This is a genomic window from Streptomyces ficellus, from assembly GCF_030406405.1.
Lineage (GTDB): Bacteria > Actinomycetota > Actinomycetes > Streptomycetales > Streptomycetaceae > Streptomyces > Streptomyces ficellus_B.
Genome location: NZ_JAUEPL010000018.1, coordinates 69,125 through 86,634, shown reverse-complemented (window position 1 = coordinate 86,634; position 17,510 = coordinate 69,125). Strand labels below are relative to the sequence as shown.

General features: G+C 73.1%; 17 protein-coding genes and 1 pseudogene. 5 read left to right on the top strand and 13 right to left on the bottom strand.

Features of this window, described 5'->3' with window-relative positions:
• Nucleotides 1–56: 56 nt before the first annotated feature.
• The 11 genes and pseudogenes from QWM81_RS14440 to QWM81_RS14390 all read right to left on the bottom strand — a co-directional run.
• Entirely contained in the window at nt 57–251 is a 195-nt protein-coding gene (locus QWM81_RS14440; protein WP_290112310.1) for a hypothetical protein, read from the bottom strand.
• Nucleotides 252–376: 125 nt separating this feature from the next.
• Nucleotides 377–1,261: a phosphatidylinositol-specific phospholipase C/glycerophosphodiester phosphodiesterase family protein gene (locus QWM81_RS14435; protein ID WP_290112309.1), complete on the bottom strand. Its 885-nt coding sequence runs from the start codon at nt 1,259–1,261 to the stop codon at nt 377–379.
• A 196-nt stretch (nt 1,262–1,457) separates the two neighbouring features.
• Complete coding sequence (locus tag QWM81_RS14430) at nt 1,458–2,129, bottom strand: ABC transporter ATP-binding protein (protein WP_290112308.1); 672 nt, start codon at nt 2,127–2,129, stop codon at nt 1,458–1,460.
• Nucleotides 2,122–3,141: an ABC transporter ATP-binding protein gene (locus QWM81_RS14425; RefSeq protein ID WP_290112340.1), complete on the bottom strand. Its 1,020-nt coding sequence runs from the start codon at nt 3,139–3,141 to the stop codon at nt 2,122–2,124. Before QWM81_RS14425 ends, QWM81_RS14430 begins: the two co-directional genes overlap by 8 nt.
• A gap of 41 nt (nt 3,142–3,182) precedes the next feature.
• Nucleotides 3,183–4,049: an ABC transporter permease gene (locus tag QWM81_RS14420; protein WP_290112307.1), complete on the bottom strand. Its 867-nt coding sequence runs from the start codon at nt 4,047–4,049 to the stop codon at nt 3,183–3,185.
• Nucleotides 4,042–5,007: an ABC transporter permease gene (locus QWM81_RS14415; protein ID WP_290112339.1), complete on the bottom strand. Its 966-nt coding sequence runs from the start codon at nt 5,005–5,007 to the stop codon at nt 4,042–4,044. The genes QWM81_RS14420 and QWM81_RS14415 overlap by 8 nt, the downstream gene beginning before the upstream one ends.
• A 23-nt stretch (nt 5,008–5,030) precedes the next feature.
• Nucleotides 5,031–6,635 carry an ABC transporter substrate-binding protein gene (locus tag QWM81_RS14410; RefSeq protein ID WP_290112306.1) on the bottom strand — a complete coding sequence of 535 codons (1,605 nt, stop codon included), beginning with the start codon at nt 6,633–6,635 and terminating at the stop codon, nt 5,031–5,033.
• Nucleotides 6,636–6,817: 182 nt separating this feature from the next.
• Nucleotides 6,818–7,942 carry an acyl-CoA dehydrogenase family protein gene (locus QWM81_RS14405; RefSeq protein ID WP_290112305.1) on the bottom strand — a complete coding sequence of 375 codons (1,125 nt, stop codon included), beginning with the start codon at nt 7,940–7,942 and terminating at the stop codon, nt 6,818–6,820.
• Complete coding sequence (locus tag QWM81_RS14400; RefSeq protein WP_290112338.1) at nt 7,939–9,120, bottom strand: acyl-CoA dehydrogenase family protein; 1,182 nt, start codon at nt 9,118–9,120, stop codon at nt 7,939–7,941. Before QWM81_RS14400 ends, QWM81_RS14405 begins: the two co-directional genes overlap by 4 nt.
• Nucleotides 9,120–10,094: an NADPH:quinone oxidoreductase family protein gene (locus QWM81_RS14395; RefSeq protein ID WP_290112304.1), complete on the bottom strand. Its 975-nt coding sequence runs from the start codon at nt 10,092–10,094 to the stop codon at nt 9,120–9,122. Before QWM81_RS14395 ends, QWM81_RS14400 begins: the two co-directional genes overlap by 1 nt.
• A 245-nt stretch (nt 10,095–10,339) precedes the next feature.
• Nucleotides 10,340–10,915: pseudogene (locus QWM81_RS14390) on the bottom strand (helix-turn-helix domain-containing protein); the annotation flags it as partial.
• A 105-nt stretch (nt 10,916–11,020) separates the two neighbouring features.
• On the opposite strand from QWM81_RS14390, the gene QWM81_RS14385 reads away from it, so the two are divergent.
• The gene (locus QWM81_RS14385; RefSeq protein WP_290112303.1) at nt 11,021–11,152 is read left to right on the top strand and encodes a hypothetical protein; all 132 of its coding nucleotides are present in this window, start codon (nt 11,021–11,023) and stop codon (nt 11,150–11,152) included.
• On the opposite strand, the gene QWM81_RS14380 is transcribed toward QWM81_RS14385, so the two are convergent.
• Complete coding sequence (locus QWM81_RS14380) at nt 11,142–11,885, bottom strand: PIG-L deacetylase family protein (RefSeq protein ID WP_290112302.1); 744 nt, start codon at nt 11,883–11,885, stop codon at nt 11,142–11,144. The genes QWM81_RS14385 and QWM81_RS14380 overlap by 11 nt on opposite strands.
• Before the next feature lie 148 nt (nt 11,886–12,033).
• A complete protein-coding gene (locus QWM81_RS14375; RefSeq protein ID WP_290112301.1) occupies nt 12,034–13,170 on the bottom strand; it encodes a glycoside hydrolase family 5 protein in 1,137 nt (378 codons plus the stop codon).
• A gap of 214 nt (nt 13,171–13,384) precedes the next feature.
• Here QWM81_RS14375 and QWM81_RS14370 point away from each other — a divergent pair, with 214 nt between their 5' ends.
• The 4 genes from QWM81_RS14370 to QWM81_RS14355 all read left to right on the top strand — a co-directional run bounded on the left by QWM81_RS14370 (nt 13,385) and on the right by QWM81_RS14355 (nt 17,363).
• The gene (locus QWM81_RS14370; protein ID WP_290112300.1) at nt 13,385–14,359 is read left to right on the top strand and encodes an acetylxylan esterase; all 975 of its coding nucleotides are present in this window, start codon (nt 13,385–13,387) and stop codon (nt 14,357–14,359) included.
• Nucleotides 14,360–14,545: 186 nt separating this feature from the next.
• Nucleotides 14,546–15,703, top strand: a complete 1,158-nt coding sequence (locus tag QWM81_RS14365; protein ID WP_290112299.1) for a Gfo/Idh/MocA family protein — start codon at nt 14,546–14,548, stop codon at nt 15,701–15,703.
• Nucleotides 15,700–16,638, top strand: coding sequence for a DUF6807 domain-containing protein (locus QWM81_RS14360; RefSeq protein ID WP_290112298.1), 939 nt, complete (start codon nt 15,700–15,702; stop codon nt 16,636–16,638). Before QWM81_RS14365 ends, QWM81_RS14360 begins: the two co-directional genes overlap by 4 nt.
• Nucleotides 16,632–17,363 carry a cupin domain-containing protein gene (locus tag QWM81_RS14355; RefSeq protein ID WP_290112296.1) on the top strand — a complete coding sequence of 244 codons (732 nt, stop codon included), beginning with the start codon at nt 16,632–16,634 and terminating at the stop codon, nt 17,361–17,363. The genes QWM81_RS14360 and QWM81_RS14355 overlap by 7 nt, the downstream gene beginning before the upstream one ends.
• The last annotated feature ends 147 nt before the right edge of the window (nt 17,364–17,510 follow it).

Below are 17,510 nucleotides of genomic sequence, written 5' to 3'. Positions count from 1 at the left end.
ACCCGGCACGATACGGAGGACGGGACGGGCCCTCAGGCGCCTTCCCGGGCAGCGTTCTACGGGTGGAGGCTGCTGACGACGTCGGCGGTGGCGTGGACCCCGTTGTAGATGGTGGGCGCCAGGCTGGTGCTGGCCAGGAAGAATCCGAGCAGGCCGCACACGAGCGCGTGGGAGACCTTGAGTCCGCCGTTGCGCAGGAAGATCACCGCCAGGATCAGCAGAAGCAGCACCACGGAAATGGATACGGCCATGTGTCGCCCTCCTCGGCCCGTCGCCGCACCCCGTGTGCGGCATTCGGCGGCCAGTCTGGCGGAGCGGAGGCGCCGTCCGGACGTACGGCGTGTCGGCCGAACGGGTATTGCTCGGCGGCGACCCGTTACTCGCCGTGGGCGCGCAGGAAGCGCGCGAGACCGGCGAGGTCGTCGGTGTTGAGGTGGTCGACGCGGGCGGAGAGCAGCTCCGACCAGACGGCGTCGCGGGCCGGCCCCGGCTGGTCGGGCGTGGCCCAGAACCGGACGCGCCGGCCGGAGCGGTGGGCGGAGGCGACGATCGCGTGCAGCCGTGACCGCTCGGCCTCGGGGAAGGGGCCGGTGCCCTGCCAGGTGAAGCTGTGGTTCCAGTTGCCGCTGATCAGCGGAATGAGCGACGCGGGGGCGGGCGCGGTGAGGTCGTCGAGGCGGCCGTCGTAGAACGCGTACCGGACGCGCTGGGCCGCCATGGGGGCGCGGGCCGCGCGGTCCCCGGAGACCACGGCGGTGACCGCGCCGAGCCGCACCCGGCCGTTCACGCAGCTGCTCAGCATCCGCGGGTAGGTGGCGAGTTGGCGGTGGAGTTCCCGGTACGCGGCGACGCCGTCCGCCTTGAGGTCGATGAGCAACTGCACGGGCCGGTGGTGACCGGCGTACACCGAGCCGTGGTTGGCCCTCACCCGGGCCATCAGCGGGTCGAGGTAGAGAGCGCGCAGGGTGCGGGCAGGGTCGAGCTGGGCGGGCTCGTGGGCGACGAGGAGTTCCCCGCCCACGAGGAAGACGTCGGCCTCCACGCTGGTGAAGCCGTGTGCCAGCGCGTCATGGAGGGGCCTGCGGTGCAGGTAGTCGTTGTGCGCGTGTGCGCGGCGCACGGGCGTCACGGCCGCCGCCGCCGTACCCGCCCGCGTCGCCGCCCGGGCGGGTACGGCGGCGGCGGGTACGGCGGCGGTGGCGGCCGCTGCGGTGGTGGCGGCGAACGCGACGACGGCTGAACGGCGGGTCAGCGGTGCCATGGGGGGGCCTCCAGGGGCGCTGGGTGGTGCGGACTGACCCGAGTATGCGTCCGGTGACCGCCAAGCAGGGCCGGGCGGCGCCGAGTTGGCCGACTCTTCGACGTCCGTTTCCCCGGGCCCGGGCGTGACGGCCACGCAGCCCGGGCGTGAGACCACGCACCCCGGGCGTAACGGCCACGCAGTTCGGGCGTGACGGTCACGCGCCAGGCTGCTGCTCCACGCAGTCCGCCCACTGCGCCGTACGGTCGCACCAGCGCTCCAGCAGGACGCGGTCGTGGCCTACGGCGAGAAGCCCGGCGCCATGGTCGTCGCGGTACGTCTCGACCGCGGCGACCAGGGCGGCGGTCGTCGAGGCGTCGAGCATCGCGGTCATCTCGTCACACACCAGCCAGCGCGGGCGCAGCACCAGAGCGCGGGCCAGGCAGGCACGCTGCAACTGGCCGTCGCTGACCTCGTGGGGGCGCCGCCCGAGCAGGTCGTCGGTGAGGCCTACCGTGCGGGCCAGCTCGGCGACCCGGTCCGTCGCCTCGTCGCGGCGGCCCGTCGCGCGCAGCGGCTCGGCGATCAGGTCACGCAGCCGCAGCCGGGGGTCGGCGGACATGCGGGGCTGCTGGAAGACGACGCCGATCGCGGTGCGCAGGTGCCGCGGGGCGCGGTGCCGCCAGCCGCGTACCTCCTCGCCGTCCACGACGACCCGCCCCGCGTCCGGGCGGTGCAGCAGCGCGGCGACCCGGGCGAGGGTGGACTTGCCGCAGCCGCTCGGGCCGAGCAGGCCGACCGCCTCGCCGGGCGCGACGCTCAGCGAGGCGCCACGGAAGACGGGTGTGCGGGGTTCGTATCCGGCGGTGATGGCGTCGAGTTCAAGCACGAGCGCCCTCCTCGGTGGTCTGTGCGCCGGCACCGGCGCCGGAACGGGCGCGCGAACGGGCGCGGGAAGGGCTGTCGACGCGGCCGTCGCCAACCGCGTCGACACCACCCGCGCCCGCGCCGCCGCCCCCGCCCACGTGGTGGCACGCGACGCCGTCCACCAGCCGGGGCACGGAACCGCATGCCCCGGAAACCCGGTCGCAGCGGGGCGCGAAGGCGCAGCCGGGCGGGAGGGCGCCCAGTTCCGGGGGCAAGCCCGGGATGGGGGTGAAGTCGCGTTCCGGGAGCGCGGCGAGGAGGCCGCGGGCGTAGGGGTGGCGGGGGCCGGGCGCGCCGAAGAAGCGGGCGGCGCCGGTGAGTTCCACGATCCGGCCCGCGTACATCACCGCCACCCGGTCGGCGATCCGCTCGGCGGCCGCCAGGTCGTGGGTGATCATCAGCAGCGCGCGGCCGTCGTCGGCGTGCCGGCGCAGTTCGTCGGCCGTCCGGTCGACCAGGTCGCGGTCGAGCCCCGTCGTCGGCTCGTCGGCGAGCAGCAGCGGGGCGTCGCCGATGAGCGCGAGGGCGGTGGCGGCGCGCTGGGCCTGGCCGCCGGAGAGTTGGTGCGGGTAGTGGTCCAGGAGGGCGCGGGGGAACGAGGCCCGTTCAGCGGCCGCCACGGCGGCCTTCCGTATGTCCGCCCGCGGCGTGGCCGTCAGCTCGCGCACCGTCTCCTCCAGTTGTGCGCGCACGGTGCGCACGGGCGTCAGGTGCGCGGCCGGGGACTGCGGGACGAGTCCGATGCGCCGTCCTCGTACCGTACGGGTGAGCGTGCGCTCGTCGGCGGCGAGCAGGTCGATGCCGTCGAGCACGGCCGTACCCGCGGTCTGGGCGTTGCCCGGCAGGAGTCCGAGCAGGGCGGACGCGAGGACGGACTTGCCACAGCCGCTCTCGCCGACCAGGGCCAGGCACTCCCCCGCCGCCAGGTCGAAGCTCACGGCGCTGACGGCGGCGATGTGACGGCCGCCGCGCATCCGGAAGCGTACGGACAGGTCCCTTACGGAGAGGACGGGCGTCACAGCATCAGCTCCGATCGGCGGCGGGGGCTGATCCGTTCCCGCCAGGCGCCGGCGAGGCCCGCGATGGCGAGCGTGGGGATGATCAGGAACAGCCCGGGGAAGAGGGTCGGCCACCAGTCCCCGGCGAGCAGTGAACCGCGTGCCGTCTGCACCAGGTTGCCGAGGCTCGCCTGGTGGGCGGGGAGGCCGAGGCCCAGGAAGGAGAGAGCCGACTCGTGCCACATGGCGTGCGGCACCATGAGCACGGCCGCGAGACCGGCTTGCGGCACCACAGCCGGCACCAGGTGGCGGACCGTCACCCGCCATCGGGACGCGCCGCCGGAGATCGCCGCGTCGATGTACGGGCGCGAGCGCAGCGACAGCACCTCGGAGCGGACGATCCGGGCCGTGGACAGCCAGTGCGTCAGCGCGACGGAGACGATGACCGGCCATACGCCGGGCCGGAACATCGCCACGATGAAGATGCCGAGCAGCAGGTGCGGTACGGACGAGAAGGTGTCGACGAGCCGCATGACGAGCCGGTCGGTCCAGCCGCCGAAGGCCGCGGCCGCCGCACCGACCGCCGTACCGATGACGGTGGCGACCAGCGCCGCGACGAGGCCGACGAGCAGCGAGACGCGCAGCCCGTAGACGCAGCGCAGCAGCAGATCACGGCCGACGTCGTCGGTGCCGAACGGGTGGGCGGGCGACGGCGGCCGGAGCTTCAGCGACAGATCGACGGCCTGCTGGTCGAGCTGGACCAGCGGCGGTACGACGAGCACGGCCAGCACCACGGCGGTCACGATCGCGGCGGACACCGAGACCCGGACGGTGCGGGTGGAGCGGCGGGCGCGCCCGTGGGACCTCCACACGACGTCAGCCATCGAAGCCCACCCTCGGGTCGGCGAGCCCGTACAGCAGATCCGACAGCAGGTTGCCGAGCAGGACCGCCGCCGTGGCGAGGACGGTGAGCGCGGCGAGGAGCGGGAAGTCGACGGACGTGGCGGCCTGGACGGTGGCGGCCGCGATGCCGGGCCAGCTGAAAACGGACTCAACAAGCAGAGCGCCTGTGATGAGCTCGGGCACGCGCGAGCCGATGAGCGTGAGCATCGGCAGCATGCCGGACCGGAGCGCGTGCCCGAGCAGCACGGTGCGTTCGTTCAGGCCACGCGCGCGTGCCCCCCGCACCGGGTCCTCGTCCAGCGCGTCGGCGACGCCCTGTCTGACGTACAGGAAGAACCACGGCAGTTGGGAGACGCCCAGGACGAGCGCGGGCAGCACCAGGTGCGAGGCGACCTGTCCGAAGGTGACGGTGTCGCTCGCGGTGTCGGTGAGTCCGCCGGCCGGCAGGACACCCAGCTTCAACGCGAAGAACCAGATGGCGAGCAGTCCGAGCCAGAAGGCGGGGGCGGCTTCCAGTGTGTACGCGGCGGAGGTGACGGACCGGTCAAGCCAGCCGCCCTGCCGGCGCGCGGCGAGCACGCCCAGCGCCGTACCGAGCACGATGGCGACGGCGAAGGCGGCCCCGGCGAGCAGGGCGGACCAGCCGATCCGCTCGGCGATCACATCGGCGACGGGCTGGCGCATGACGCTGGAGTCGCCGAGGTCGCCGGTGACGGCCGAGCCCAGCCAGTGCCACCAGCGCGAGACGAGCGGCTGGTCGACGCCGAGGTTGGCGCGCAGCTGGTCGAGGTTGTCCTGCGAGGCGGTCAGGCCCGCCGTGCCCGCGTACGCCTTGACCGGGTCGAAGGGGGAGGCCGCGGCGACGGCGAAGACACCGAACGTCACCGCGAGGAGGACGGGGACGGCGAACAGGGCCCGCCGTCCCGCCATCCGGGCCATCGCCGCCCAGGGGACGCGACGGGTCACTTCTTCGCGTCCTTGGGGATCCAGTCCTCGACGTTCCACCAGGGGCCGGAGGCGAGACCGTGGTCGTGCGGCTCGACCTGCGTGGACAGCCCGCTCCACTTGTCGCTGACGACGTAGAGGTGGTCGATGTGGGTGAGGAAGGTGTAGCCGGGGTTCTTCACCAGCTCGCGCTGGACCGTGTCGTACGCGGCCTTGCGGGCGGTCTTGTCGTCGGTCGTGCGCCCGTCGTCGAGGGCCTTGTCGACGGCCGGGTTGTCGTACCAGGCCATGTTGTTGAAGCCGTCGCCGCCGAGGGAGGACTTGAGCAGCAGGTACTGGTCGAAGTCGGGGTCGCCGGGTGAGCCGCCGCCCGCGAGGACCGCGTCGTGCTTCATGCGCGGCTCGATGACCTCCCAGGTGCCGGCCTGGGTCTTGATCTCGATGCCGGCCTTCTTGGCGTCGGAGGCGTACGCGAGGGCGTGGTCCTGGCGGAGCTTGTCGCCGGAGAGGTACCACAGCGGGAACGCGGCGCGGACGCCGTCCTTGACGCGGATGCCGTCGGGGCCGGGCTTCCAGCCCGCGTCGTCGAGGATCTTCTTGGCCTTGGCGAGGTCGTGGGGGCGCTCGGTGCCCTTGGTGAACCACTCGCTGCCGGTCGGGACCGGACCGTAGGCGGGCTTTCCGGCGCCTTCGAGGATCTTGTCGACCATGGCCTGGCGGTCGACGGCGATGTCGAGGGCCCGGCGGACGGCGGTGTCACCAGCGACCCTGTTGTGCGTCGGCAGGGTCACCAGGCGGTAGTCGTACGTCTTCGCCGCGTACGTCTTCTTCGCCTTGTCGTTCGTGAAGCCCTTGGCGAGGTTCGGGGGCAGGATCGCGCCGTCGAGGTCGCCGGAGCGCAGCCGGGTGGCGCGGACGTCGTCGTCCTTGATGATCGCCATGGTGAACTTCTTCACCTGCGGCGCGCCGCCCCAGTAGTGCGGGTTGGCCTTGAAGCTGATCTTCTCGCCCTTGGACCAGTCGGTGAGGACGTAGGGGCCGGTGCCTATGGGCCTGGTGGTGAACGGGCCGGAGTTGACGTCCTGCCCGGCCGCGATGTGCTCGGGGGCGATGGCGAGGACGGTGCGCTGGGCGAAGGGCGCGTAGGGGTACTTGAGGGTGAAGACGACGGTGTCGTCGCCGACCGCCTTGACGTCCTCCAGGGCGTCGAGCTCGGTCTTGGAGGCGTTGTTGGTCTTCTTGTCGAGGATGGTGCGGTACGTGAAGACGACGTCCTTGGCCGTGAACGGCTTGCCGTCGCTGAAGGTGACGCCCTTGCGGAGCGTGTACGTGTACGTCAGCCCGTCCGCGCTCACCTCGGGCAGCGCGACAGCCAGCGCGGGCTTCAGCCTCAGGTCGTCGTCGAAGGCGAGCAGCCCGTCGAAGATCTTGGAGTTGCCGTCCTTGCCGTAGCCGAGGAGGGGGCTGAGCGTCTCGGGCTCGTACGCGATGCCGACGACCGCGCTGTCCTGGGCAGCGGAGCCGGCTCCGGTGGCGCCCGGGTTGGAGCAGGCCGCCGCGGTGATGGCCAGGGCTCCGGCCAGCGTGGCGGCGGCCATGCCGCGTAGTGATCGGGCGGTCATGGTTCCACACCCCTCATGAAGATCGGCTGTTATTGCGAACAGCTCGCAATTAAACAGCATGTAGAGGGGTGCGGTCCTCTCGCGGTCCTTACCGGGCGCCCTTACCAGGCGCCCTTACCAGGTGTCCTGCCGGGTGTCCTGCCCGGTGTCCTGCGGCGTGCCTTACCGGGCTGCGTGCCCGGTCATCCGGGCGCGGGAAGGTTCACCAGGCCGGCGAGGGTTTCCTTGTGCCGGCCCGCCGAGCCGAGCGCGATCGCGTCGGCCTTGGCCCGCTTCAGGTAGAGGTGGGCCGGGTGCTCCCAGGTCATGCCGATGCCGCCGTGCAGCTGGACGCACTCCTCGGCGGCGTGCACGGCGACGCGCGAGCAGTACACCTGGGCGACGGCCACGGCGAGCGGCGCCTCGGGGCTGCCGGTGGCGAGCGCGTCGGCGGCGTTGCGCGCGGCGGCCCTGGCGCCCGCGACCTCCAGCCACAGCTGCGCCATGCGGTGCTTGAGCGCCTGGAAGGAGCCCACGGGCCGGTTGAACTGGTGGCGCTCGCGGGTGTGCCGGACCGTCTCCTCCAAGCACCACTCGGCCACGCCGAGCTGCTCGGAGGCGAGGAGTCCGGCCCCCGCGAGCAGCCCGCGGCGGACCGCCGCGCGGGTGGCGTCCGCGTCGGCGAGCCGGGTGCCCGCGCCGTCAGGGACGGTCACGGCGGCGAGGGGGCGGGTGAGGTCCAGTGGAGTCTGCGGCGCGATGCCGGCCTCGGCGGCGTCGACCGCGTACAGCCCGTCCGGGCGCGGCACGAGCAGGACGTCGGCGCGGGCGGCGTCGGCGACGCCCGTGACGGTCCCGGTGGTCGCCGGCTCGTGGTCCGGCCCGGCGGAGAGCGGGACGGCGAGCACGGCGACCTCGCGGCCGGTGGCGAGACGGGTGAGCAGGTCGGTGGCGCCGGCGGCGAGCAGGGTCTCGGTCGCGATCACCGAGCTGGTGAGGTACGGGACCGGGGTCACCGCGCGGCCGAGCTCCTCCAGGACGACGGCGGCCTCGCGGTGGGTCGCGCCCTGGCCGCCGAGCTTCTCGGGGACGAGGAGTCCGGCCGTCCCCATGCCGGCGGCGAGGGCCTGCCACAGGGCGGGGTCGCAGGGGCTGTCGGCCTCGACGCGGCCGGGCAGGGCCGCCGGGTCGGCGCGGTCGGCGAGGAGGGATCGTACGGCGGCGCGCAGATCGCTCTCGGCCTGCGAGTACAGCAGGTCCGTCTCGGCGGGCGTACGGTCGTCACCGGCCCGGGTGTGGTCGTTGCGGGCGGGCGTGTGGTCCGTCATCGCGCCAGGTCCTTCCATGCGACGTCCTTGTCGTTGCGCGGCTCGGCGGGCAGCCCGAGGACGCGTTCCGCGACGATGTTCAGCAGTACCTCGCTCGTGCCGCCCTCGATGGAGTTGCCCTTGGAGCGGAGGTAGCGGTAGCCGGCGTCGCGGCCGGCGAAGTCGACCAGCTCGGGGCGGCGCATGGTCCAGTCCCCGTACAACAGGCCCTCCTCGCCGAGGAGTTCCACCTCCAGGCCGCTGATCTCCTGGTTGAGGCGGGCGAAGGCGAGCTTCATGCCGCTGCCCTCGGGGCCCGGCTGCCCTGCGGCGAGCTGCTGGCGCAGCCGTTCGCCGGTCAGCCGCGCGACCTCGGCCTCCACCCACAGGTCCAGCAGGCGCTGGTGGAGGTCATGGGTGCGCAAGCAGGGGCGCTGGCGCCAGGTCCGTGAGACGGGCCCGATCATGCCGCCCTCGCGCGGGACGCGCATGCCGCCGATGGAGACGCGCTCGTTCATCAGGGTGGTCCGGGCGACCTTCCAGCCGTCGCCGACCGCGCCGAGGCGGTGGGCGTCGGGGATGCGGACGTCCGTGAGGAAGACCTCGTTGAACTCCGCCTCGCCGGTGATCTGGCGCAGTGGCCGCACCTCGACGCCGGGGTCGGTCATGTCGCACAGGAAGTAGGTGATGCCGCGGTGCTTGGGCAGGTCCGGGTCGGTGCGCGCGATGAGGATGGCCCAGCGGGCGATGTGGGCGCTGGAGGTCCACACCTTCTGCCCGTTGACCACCCATTCGTCGCCCTGACGTACGGCGCGGGTGCCAAGGGCCGCCAGGTCGGAGCCGGCGCCGGGCTCGCTGAACAGCTGGCACCAGACCTCCTCACCGACCCACAGGGGGCGCAGGAAGCGCCGCTTCTGCTCCTCGGTGCCGTACGCCAGGATGGTCGGCGCCGCCATGCCGAGGCCGATGCCGATGCGGCGCGGGTCGTTGTCGGGGGCCCCGGCGGCTTCGAGTTCGGCGTCGACGACGGCCTGGAGGGAGCGGGGGGCGTCGAGGCCGCCGAGTCCCACCGGGTAGTGGACCCAGGCGAGGCCGGCGTCGAAGCGGGCCTTGAGGAAGTCGGTACGGCCGGTGGTGGCGGGCGGATGCGCGGCCAGCAACTCGCGCGTACGGCGGCGCAGTTCGGCGGCGTCGGTCATCATGCGGCTCCTTCCGTGACGGCCGGGAGGACGACCAGCCGACCGGTGGTGGTGCCGTCGGCGACGCGCTGCACGGCGGCCGCCGCGTCCTCGAAGGCGACCCGGTCGCTGATCAGCGGCTTGATCAGGCCCTTGGCCGCGTACTCGGTCAGGGTCTCGTGACAGCGGCGGACCGCCTGGGGGTCCTTCTGGTGATAGAGGCCCCAGTGCAGGCCCACGATCGAGTAGTTCTTCACCAGGGCGTGGTTGAGTGCGGGCGCCGGGATGTCGCCACTGGCGAAGCCGACGATGACGATGCGGCCCTCGAAGGCCACGCACTTGGCGGACTTGGCGTACGCGTCGCCGCCGACCGGGTCGTACACGACGTCGGCGCCCCGGCCGCCGGTGGCGTCCTTGACGGCCGCGACGATGTCCTCGCCGCGCCGGTCGATGACGACGTCGCAGCCCAGCTGCCGTGCGACGGCGGCCTTCTCGGCGCCGCCGACGACCCCGATGACCCTCGCGCCGGCCGCCTTGCCGAGCTGGACGGCCGCGCTGCCGACGCCGCCGGCGGCGGCGTGGACGAGGAGCGTCTCGCCGTCCCGGAGGCCCGCCCGGCGGTGCAGCCCGAACCAGCCGGTCTGGTAGCCGATGTGCAGGGCGGCCGCCTCGGCGTCGTCGAGCGCGTCGGGCGCGGGCAGGACCGCCGACTCGTCGGCGACGGCGTACTCGGCGAGGCCGCCGTACGGCAGCGCGGGTGTGGCGATCACGCGCCGGCCGTCCTCGGTCTCGCCGCAGATCTCCACGCCGGGTGTGAAGGGCAGGGGCGGGCGTACCTGGTAGTGGCCACGGCACAGCAGCGCGTCGGGGAAGTTGATGTTGGCGGCCCGGACCCTCAGCAGGAGTTGCCCGTCGCCGGGCGTGGGCCGGTCCCCCTCTTCGCGCCGCATCACCTCGCTCGGCTCGCCGTTCCGGTGCACTCGCCATGCCTGCATTGAGGGCCTCCACAAAGAGTCGGGCAGTACGGCACTGGTCCGCAGCTGCCCGCATACTAAGCGGTCGCTTGCCGATCGGGGAACCGCCTCAAGGCCCCTTCTCAGGAGTTCCGCGGGTTGTTCGGCCTGTTCCGACTGTTCGGCCTGTTCTGACTCTTCGACCTGTTCTGACTCTTCGGGTCGTCCGGGCTGTTCGGGCCCTCCGGGCTGTTCGGGTCGTGCGGGCCCTTCCGGCTCCTCGCGCTCTTCGGCTTGGCGCGCACATGCATGCGCTCGCCCTGGGGCCCGAACAGGCTCAGGAACTCCACCGGCCTCTCCCCCGCCGCCCCGAACCAGTGCGGCACCCGCGTGTCGAACTCCGCCGCCTCGCCCGCCCCCAGCACCAGGTCGTGCTCGCCGAGCACCAGCCGCAGCCGTCCGGAGAGCACGTACAGCCACTCGTACCCCTCGTGCGTGCGCGGCTCGGGCTGCTCGCCGCCCGGCTGCTGGACCACCTTGTACGCCTGGAGGCCGCCCGGCCGGCGGGTGAGCGGCAGCATGGTGCGGCCGTTGCGGACGATCGGCTTGGCGCGGACGCGGGGGTCACCGACCGGCGGCGCGCCCACCAGCTCATCCAGCGGCACTTGGTGGGCGCGGGCGATGGGCAGGAGCAGCTCAAGGCTCGGGCGGCGCTGTCCCGACTCCAGCCGGGACAGGGTGCTGACGGAGATGCCCGTGGCCGCCGACAGCGCGCCCAGCGTCGCCCCGCGCTCCCGGCGGATCCTGCGGAGCCGGGGACCCACTTCGTTCAGTACGGCGTCGAGCCGCGCTTCGTCATCCATCACCCTATTGCAGAAACAGCAAGAGAGTTTGTCAATCGAGCGTCCTTCCCGCCGTCGTCACGGCATGGACGGAAACCGGATGGCATAGAGCACGCATACGACGTCGTGGTCGTCAGTGGCCGCGCGGCCGGGCTCAGCGCCGCGGTGGTCCCGGGGCGTACCCGGCGGCGGACGCTGGTGGTCGACGCGGGACGGCCGCGCACCGCCCCGGCCGTCGACCGGCTCGTCAGCGGCTGAACACCTCGAAGGTCACGGCCGGGCGGCCGCCGAACCGTTCGGCCGCGGCCTCGGCGTTGGCGGTGAGGAAGGAGCGGCAGTACGCCTCCGGGTCCTGATCGGTCAGCGCCTCGATGTACGCCCGGTGCTCCAGCAGCGACTGTACGGCCCGCTCCATGCCCGGTGCCGCGTCCACCGCGTGCGTCGGCGCGGAGGAGCCCGCGACGGCCACCCACCGCACGCCGTCCCAGGGTTCGAGGCCCTGCTCGGTCAGCTCGGGGAAGATCCAGCGGTTGCCCGCGTCGCCCGCCGCGTCGAGGGTGGCACGGCCCACGGCGACATGGTCGGGCGTGTTCCAGGCGACCCCACCCCATGTGTCGCGGTGGTTGAGGGTGATGACGAGTTCGGGCCGGTGCCGCCGGATCGCGGCGGCGATATCACGGCGCAGGGCGAGGCCGTACTCGATGACGCCGTCCTTGTGGTCGAGGAACTCCACCGTCGACACGCCGACCACCGCCGCGCTGGCCCGCTGCTCCCGCTCGCGCAGCGGGCCGCAGGCGGCCGGGTCGACGGCGTCGATGCCCGCCTCGCCGCGGGTCGCGAGGACATAGGCCACCTCGCGGCCACCGTCCGTCCAGGCCGCGACGGCCGCCGAGCAGCCGTACTCCAGGTCGTCGGGGTGGGCGACGACGGCGAGCGCACGCTGCCAGTCCTCGGGCATCGGCCGCAGCGGCCCGTTCACATGATCGGTCATGGCCGCAGGATACGGCCGCGTCCCCGCCCGCACAGTGGATGCGTGCCCTGTGCGGACGGGGACGGGCGGGGGACGGACGGGGACGGGCGGGGGACGGGCCGGGGCGTCAGTGCCGGCAGGGCGGGCAGGGGCGGGCAAGATGAGTCGGTCAGCCGGTGGGGAAATCGTCGGCAGTCCTGATCCGGTCGCGTACCCACACGCCGGCGGGCTTGAGCGGACCGGTACCGGTCCAGGGGCCGTTGTTCGCGCAGGTGCCGCTCTTGAGGACGGCGCCGGAGCGGTGGTCGTCGGAGAAGTTCCAGTTGACCCAGCTGATCTTCTTGCTCGCCATCAGGTCGAGATAGCGCTGCGACATGGCGAAGTCGTCGGCGCCTTCGCCCGCGTAGTTCTGGGTGCCGAACTCCGTGACGAAGACGGGCAGTTTGTCCGCGGCCCTGGAGAGGGTGTTCAGGTACTCGTCCCGGTGCGAGTACGCGTAGAAGTGGAAGGTGTACATGATGTTGCCGGCCCGCACGGGACTGGCCACGACCTCCCGCTCGTCGGAGCCCTCCGAGACGCCGAACGACGACCACGCGCGCGTGCCGACGAGGATCGGTGTGTGCGGGTCCTCGGCGCGGATGACGGGGATGAGTTCCTCGGCGTAGCTCCTGATACGGGACCAGCTCACGCCGTTGGGTTCGTTGGCGATCTCGTACAGCAGGTTGGTCTTGGCGCTGTGGCGCTGGGCGATCTCGGCGAAGAAGGTCTTGGCGCGGCTCAGGTTGTGGTGCGGGTCGCCCGGGCTGAGCATGTGCCAGTCGACGAGGGCGTACATGCCGCGTGCGGTGGCCTGCTCGATGATGGAGTGCACGAGGTCGGTGTACCTGCGCGGGTCGGTCTCGTAGCCGCCCTCCTGGATGTACATGGAGATGCGCAGGACGTCGGCGTTCCAGTCGGTGGCCAGCGCGTTCAGGGAGCCGCTGGTGACGCACTGGCGGTACCACTGGAGGCCGTGCGTGGACATGCCGCGCAGCTGGATGGGCTTGCCGTACTGGTTGCACAGCTTGGTGCCGCAGACCTTGAGCCGGCCGTTGACGGCGACCGGTGTCGCGGCGGACGGTGTCGCGGCGGCCGGGCCGGCGGCGGATGAGCCGTTCACCGTGGCCGGCCGCCCGGCGGTCCCGCCGGTGGGGGCGCCCGCGGTGGCGGTGGCGATGGTGGTGGCCGTGGTGAGGGTGAGGAGAAGGGCGGCGGCGAGCGTGGCGGCGCCGCCGAGGGAACGTGTCCGGGTCCGTGCCGGTCTCATGGGGGGTTCTCCGTTGTGTTCAGGGGAGTTGAGACTGGAAGGAAACTTTCCTGACGAAGGGATAGCAGTCGCCGGCCCACGCCTGCAAGGCGCATGACAAGGTCCGCGCGGGCTCCGCTGACCGGCGGGGCGAACGGATATCCACAGGCCCGGCGTTCGACGAACGACCGGGCTACCGTGTGGTGACCGTTCCCCACGATCAAGGTGGTGCCGCATGGCGCGTTTCGACCTGCCCCTCGAACAGCTCCGCACGTACCGCAGCGCTTCCCCGGAGCCGGAGGACTTCGACGCCTTCTGGGCCAAGACCCTGGACGAGGCCCGGTCGCACGACCTCGACGCGCGTTTCGAGCGGGTCGACGCCCACCTCGCGACGGTCGAGGTGTACGACGTGACCTTCGCCGGTTTCGGCGGGCACCCCGTCAAGGGCTGGTTCGTCCTGCCGGCCGGCACGACGCAGCCACTGCCGGTGGTGGTCCAGTTCGTCGGCTACGGAGGCGGGCGCGGGCTGCCGCACACGCATCTGCTGTGGGCGTCGGCCGGATGCGCGCACTTCGTGATGGACACCCGGGGTCAGGGCAGCGGCTGGGCCGGCGGTGACACCCCCGACCCGGTGGGCAGCGGGCCGGCCTACCCGGGCTTCATGACCCGGGGCATCGAGGACCCCTCCACGTACTACTACCGGCGCGTGTTCACCGATGCCGTACGGGCGGTGGAGGCGGCCCGCTCGCACCCGATGGCCGACGCCTCCCGCACGGCGGCCGTCGGCGCCAGCCAGGGCGGCGGGATCGCGCTGGCCGTGGGCGGACTGGTGGCGGACCTGGCGGCGATAGCGCCGGACGTACCGTTCCTGTGCGACTTCCCCCGGGCGACCACGCTCACCGACCGCGCCCCGTACCGGGAGGTGGCCGGTTACCTGAAGACCCACCGCGGCCGGTCGGAGCAGGTCGCGCGGACGCTGGCGTACTTCGACGGCGTCCACTTCGCGGCGCGCGGTTCGGCGCCCGCGCTGTTCTCCACCGCGCTGGAGGACCTGACCTGCCCGCCGTCGACGGTGTTCGCGGCGTTCAACGCGTACGCGCACGAGGAGAAGGCGATCGAGGTCTACGACTTCAACGACCACGAGGGCGGCGAGGCCTTCCAGCAGGACCGGCAACTGCGCTGGCTGCCCGGGAAGTTGACCGCTTCCTGACGACTGCCGCCAGCCGCACGGGGGCGAACGGGGCGCGGGGACACGGGGATTGACGCCCCCGAGCCGGGGACTCGGGCGCGGGGTGCGGAGCAAGCGCTATTGACCGTGAGCCGGTGTGCACCTAGGTTCTCCCGGCAACGGGGGAAAGCGCTTGCTATCCGGGCTCGCGCCCCCGCTCCCGAGGGGGTGTGTGTCACGTCCAGGCGTGGATCGCGCGATGAAACCGTCCGGGTCGCCGTCGTCGGCACCGGAGCCATCGCCCGGGGCAGTCATCTGCCCGCCCTGGCGGCGCTGGCGGCCGAGCAGCCGCTACGGGTGGTGGCGGCGGTGGACGTCGACGCCGACGCGGCCGCCGCCTTCTGCGCGGACGGCGCTGTCCCCCACCCGTACACCGACCTTGAGCGGATGCTCGACGAGCAGCGGCCCGACCTGGTGACCATCTGCACCCCGCCCCGGTTCCACCGCGACCAGACCGTGGCCGCGCTGCGCGCCGGGGCGTGGGTGTGGTGCGAGAAGCCGCCGTGCCCCTCACTCGCCGACTTCGACGCGATCGAGGCGGCCGAGGCCGAGGGCGGGCCGTACGCGTCGATCGTCTTCCAGCACCGCTTCGGCTCCGGGGCACGGCATGTGCGCGGTCTGCTGGCGGAGCAGACCCTGGGGCGGCCGCTGGTGGCGCACTGTCAGACCACCTGGTACCGGGGCACCGACTACTACTCCGCGCCCTGGCGGGGACGTTGGCACAGCGAGGGCGGCGGGCCCGCCATGGGGCACGGCATCCACCAGATGGACCTGCTGCTCGACCTGCTCGGCCCGTGGTCGCAGATCAGCGCCATGGCCGGACGGCTCGTGCACGACATCGAGACGGAGGACGTGTCGACAGCGCTGATCCGTTTCGGGAGCGGGGCTCTCGCCACGGTGGTCAACAGTGTGCTCAGCCCCGACGAGGTGAGCCGTATCCGCATCGACTGCGAGCGTGCGACCGTCGAACTGACCCATCTGTACGGCTACCGCAACGCGGACTGGCACATCACGCCCGCCCCCGGTGTCAACGCCGAGGAAGCGTCCCGCTGGCGGGACTTCGGGGCGGACGAGCCCAGTTCCCATCTGGCCCAGCTGCGTGGCCTGCTCGCCGACCTGCGCGCCGGGCGCCGCCCCCGCAGCAGCGGTGCCGATGGGCGCAGGAGCCTGGAACTGATCGCCGCGCTGTACAAGTCGGCGTTCACCGGCGCCACCGTGCGGGCCGGGGAGATCGCCCCGGGCGACCCGTACTACACCGCCCTGCACGGCGACGCGCCCGGCTGGGCCCCCGAGTCACCCGAGCCGCGCGAGGTGGTGGCCGGATGACTCCGGACCCCGCACGCACGCAGCCGCGCATCGTCCACGCGCACGGCGACCACGTCTCGGTGTCGGTGGGCGCGGTCGAGCTGCTGCGTTACGTCTACCGTCCCGAGGCGGCGTGGGAGGCGCCCAAGCCGTACATCCACCCGCTGCGCACCCTGGCCGGCCACACGGTCACGGACTACCGCCCGAACGACCACCGCTGGCACAAGGGCCTGCAGATGACGGCCTCCCACCTGTCCGGGCAGAACCTGTGGGGCGGCAACACCTACGTCCGGGGCGAGGGGTACCGGGCGCTGCCCGAGCGGGTCGGCTCCATGGCCCACCGGTGCTTCGACGAGCTGTCGGGGCGGGACGGCCGGGTCACCCTCACCGAGCGGCTGACGTGGCATCCGTACAGCGGGGAGCTGTGGGCCGAGGAGCTGCGCCGCATCGAGGTGCACGACGTCCACCCCGCCTCCGGCTCCTGGGCGCTGACCTGGTCGTCGGCCGTCACCAACCGGCGCGAGGAGCCGCTGCGGTTCGGCAGCCCGACCACGGAGGGGCGTCGGATGGCGGGCTACACGGGCCTGTTCTGGCGCGGTCCGCGTGCCTTCCGCGACGGTGGCGTCCTGGGCCCCGGCGGCGAGGGCCCCGGCCTGATGGGCAGCCAGTCCGAGTGGCTGGCCTACAGCGGCGAGCACGACGGGGCCGACGGCCACGCCACGCTCGTCTTCGCGCACGCGCCGGAGAACGACCACAGCGGCGCGGCCGGTTCCCACCCGGCGCACTGGTTCGTCCGCAACGACCCCATCGCGGCGGTCGCGCCGTCCTTCGCCTTCCATGACGAGCTGGTCCTGCCGCCCGGCGGCACCCTCTCCCGCCGCTACCGGATCCTGATCGCGGACGCCGCCTGGGACCGGGAGCGGATCGCCGCCCGGCTGAAGGAGCTGCCGTGGTGAGCCCCGCGGTATACGGCGGACTGCCGGGCGGGATCGGCGTGTCGCGGCTGCGGGTGTACGACTGGCCCGCCGCCGACGGCCTGCGCGGCGGCACCCCGCACCTGCATCTGACGTGCACCGAGGGCTATGTGGTGACGGGTGGCAGGGGGCGCGTGCAGACGCTCACGGCGTCCGGGTTCCAGGAGACGCCGCTCGCGCCCGGCGTCCTGGTGTGGTTCACCCCGGGGACGATCCACCGGCTGGTCAACGAGGGGGGCCTGGAGATCTCCGTACTGATGCAGAACCGGGGGCTGCCGGAGGCCGGGGACGCGGTCCTGACCCTCCCGCCCCGGCTGCTCGCCGACCCGGACACCTACCGTGAGGCGGTCGCCCTGCCGGCGGACCGTCCGGAGGCGGAGGTCGAGCGGGCGGCCCGGCACCGCCGCGACGTGGCGCTGGAGGGCTTCGCCGCGCTGCGGGCCGCTGCCGCGGTGGGCGATCCCGGCCCGCTCGCCGCGTTCCACCGGGCGGCGGCCCGGCTGGTGCGGGAGCGGGCGGGTGAGTGGCGGGCGCGCTGGCGGGAGGGCGCCGCCGCCGCGTCCGACGCCACCGGCCGCCAGCTCGACCTGCTGGAGGCCGGCGAGACCGGCTACCTGTCCGCCGCGCAGACGCGCGCGGAAGTCCCGTCCGCGTACGGCAGGTTCGGGATGTGCGGCAGGCTCGACGTGTACGACACGGGGGTGTGAGCGCCGCTGTCCGGACGTGTACGGCGCGGGGCGTCAGGCCACGGTATGGACGGGCCGGCGCGCACGGCGCCGGAGGTGAGAACGCCACGGTAAGGACAGGCAGGCGCGCACGGCGCCGGAGGTGTGAGCGGCACGGTACGGACGCCG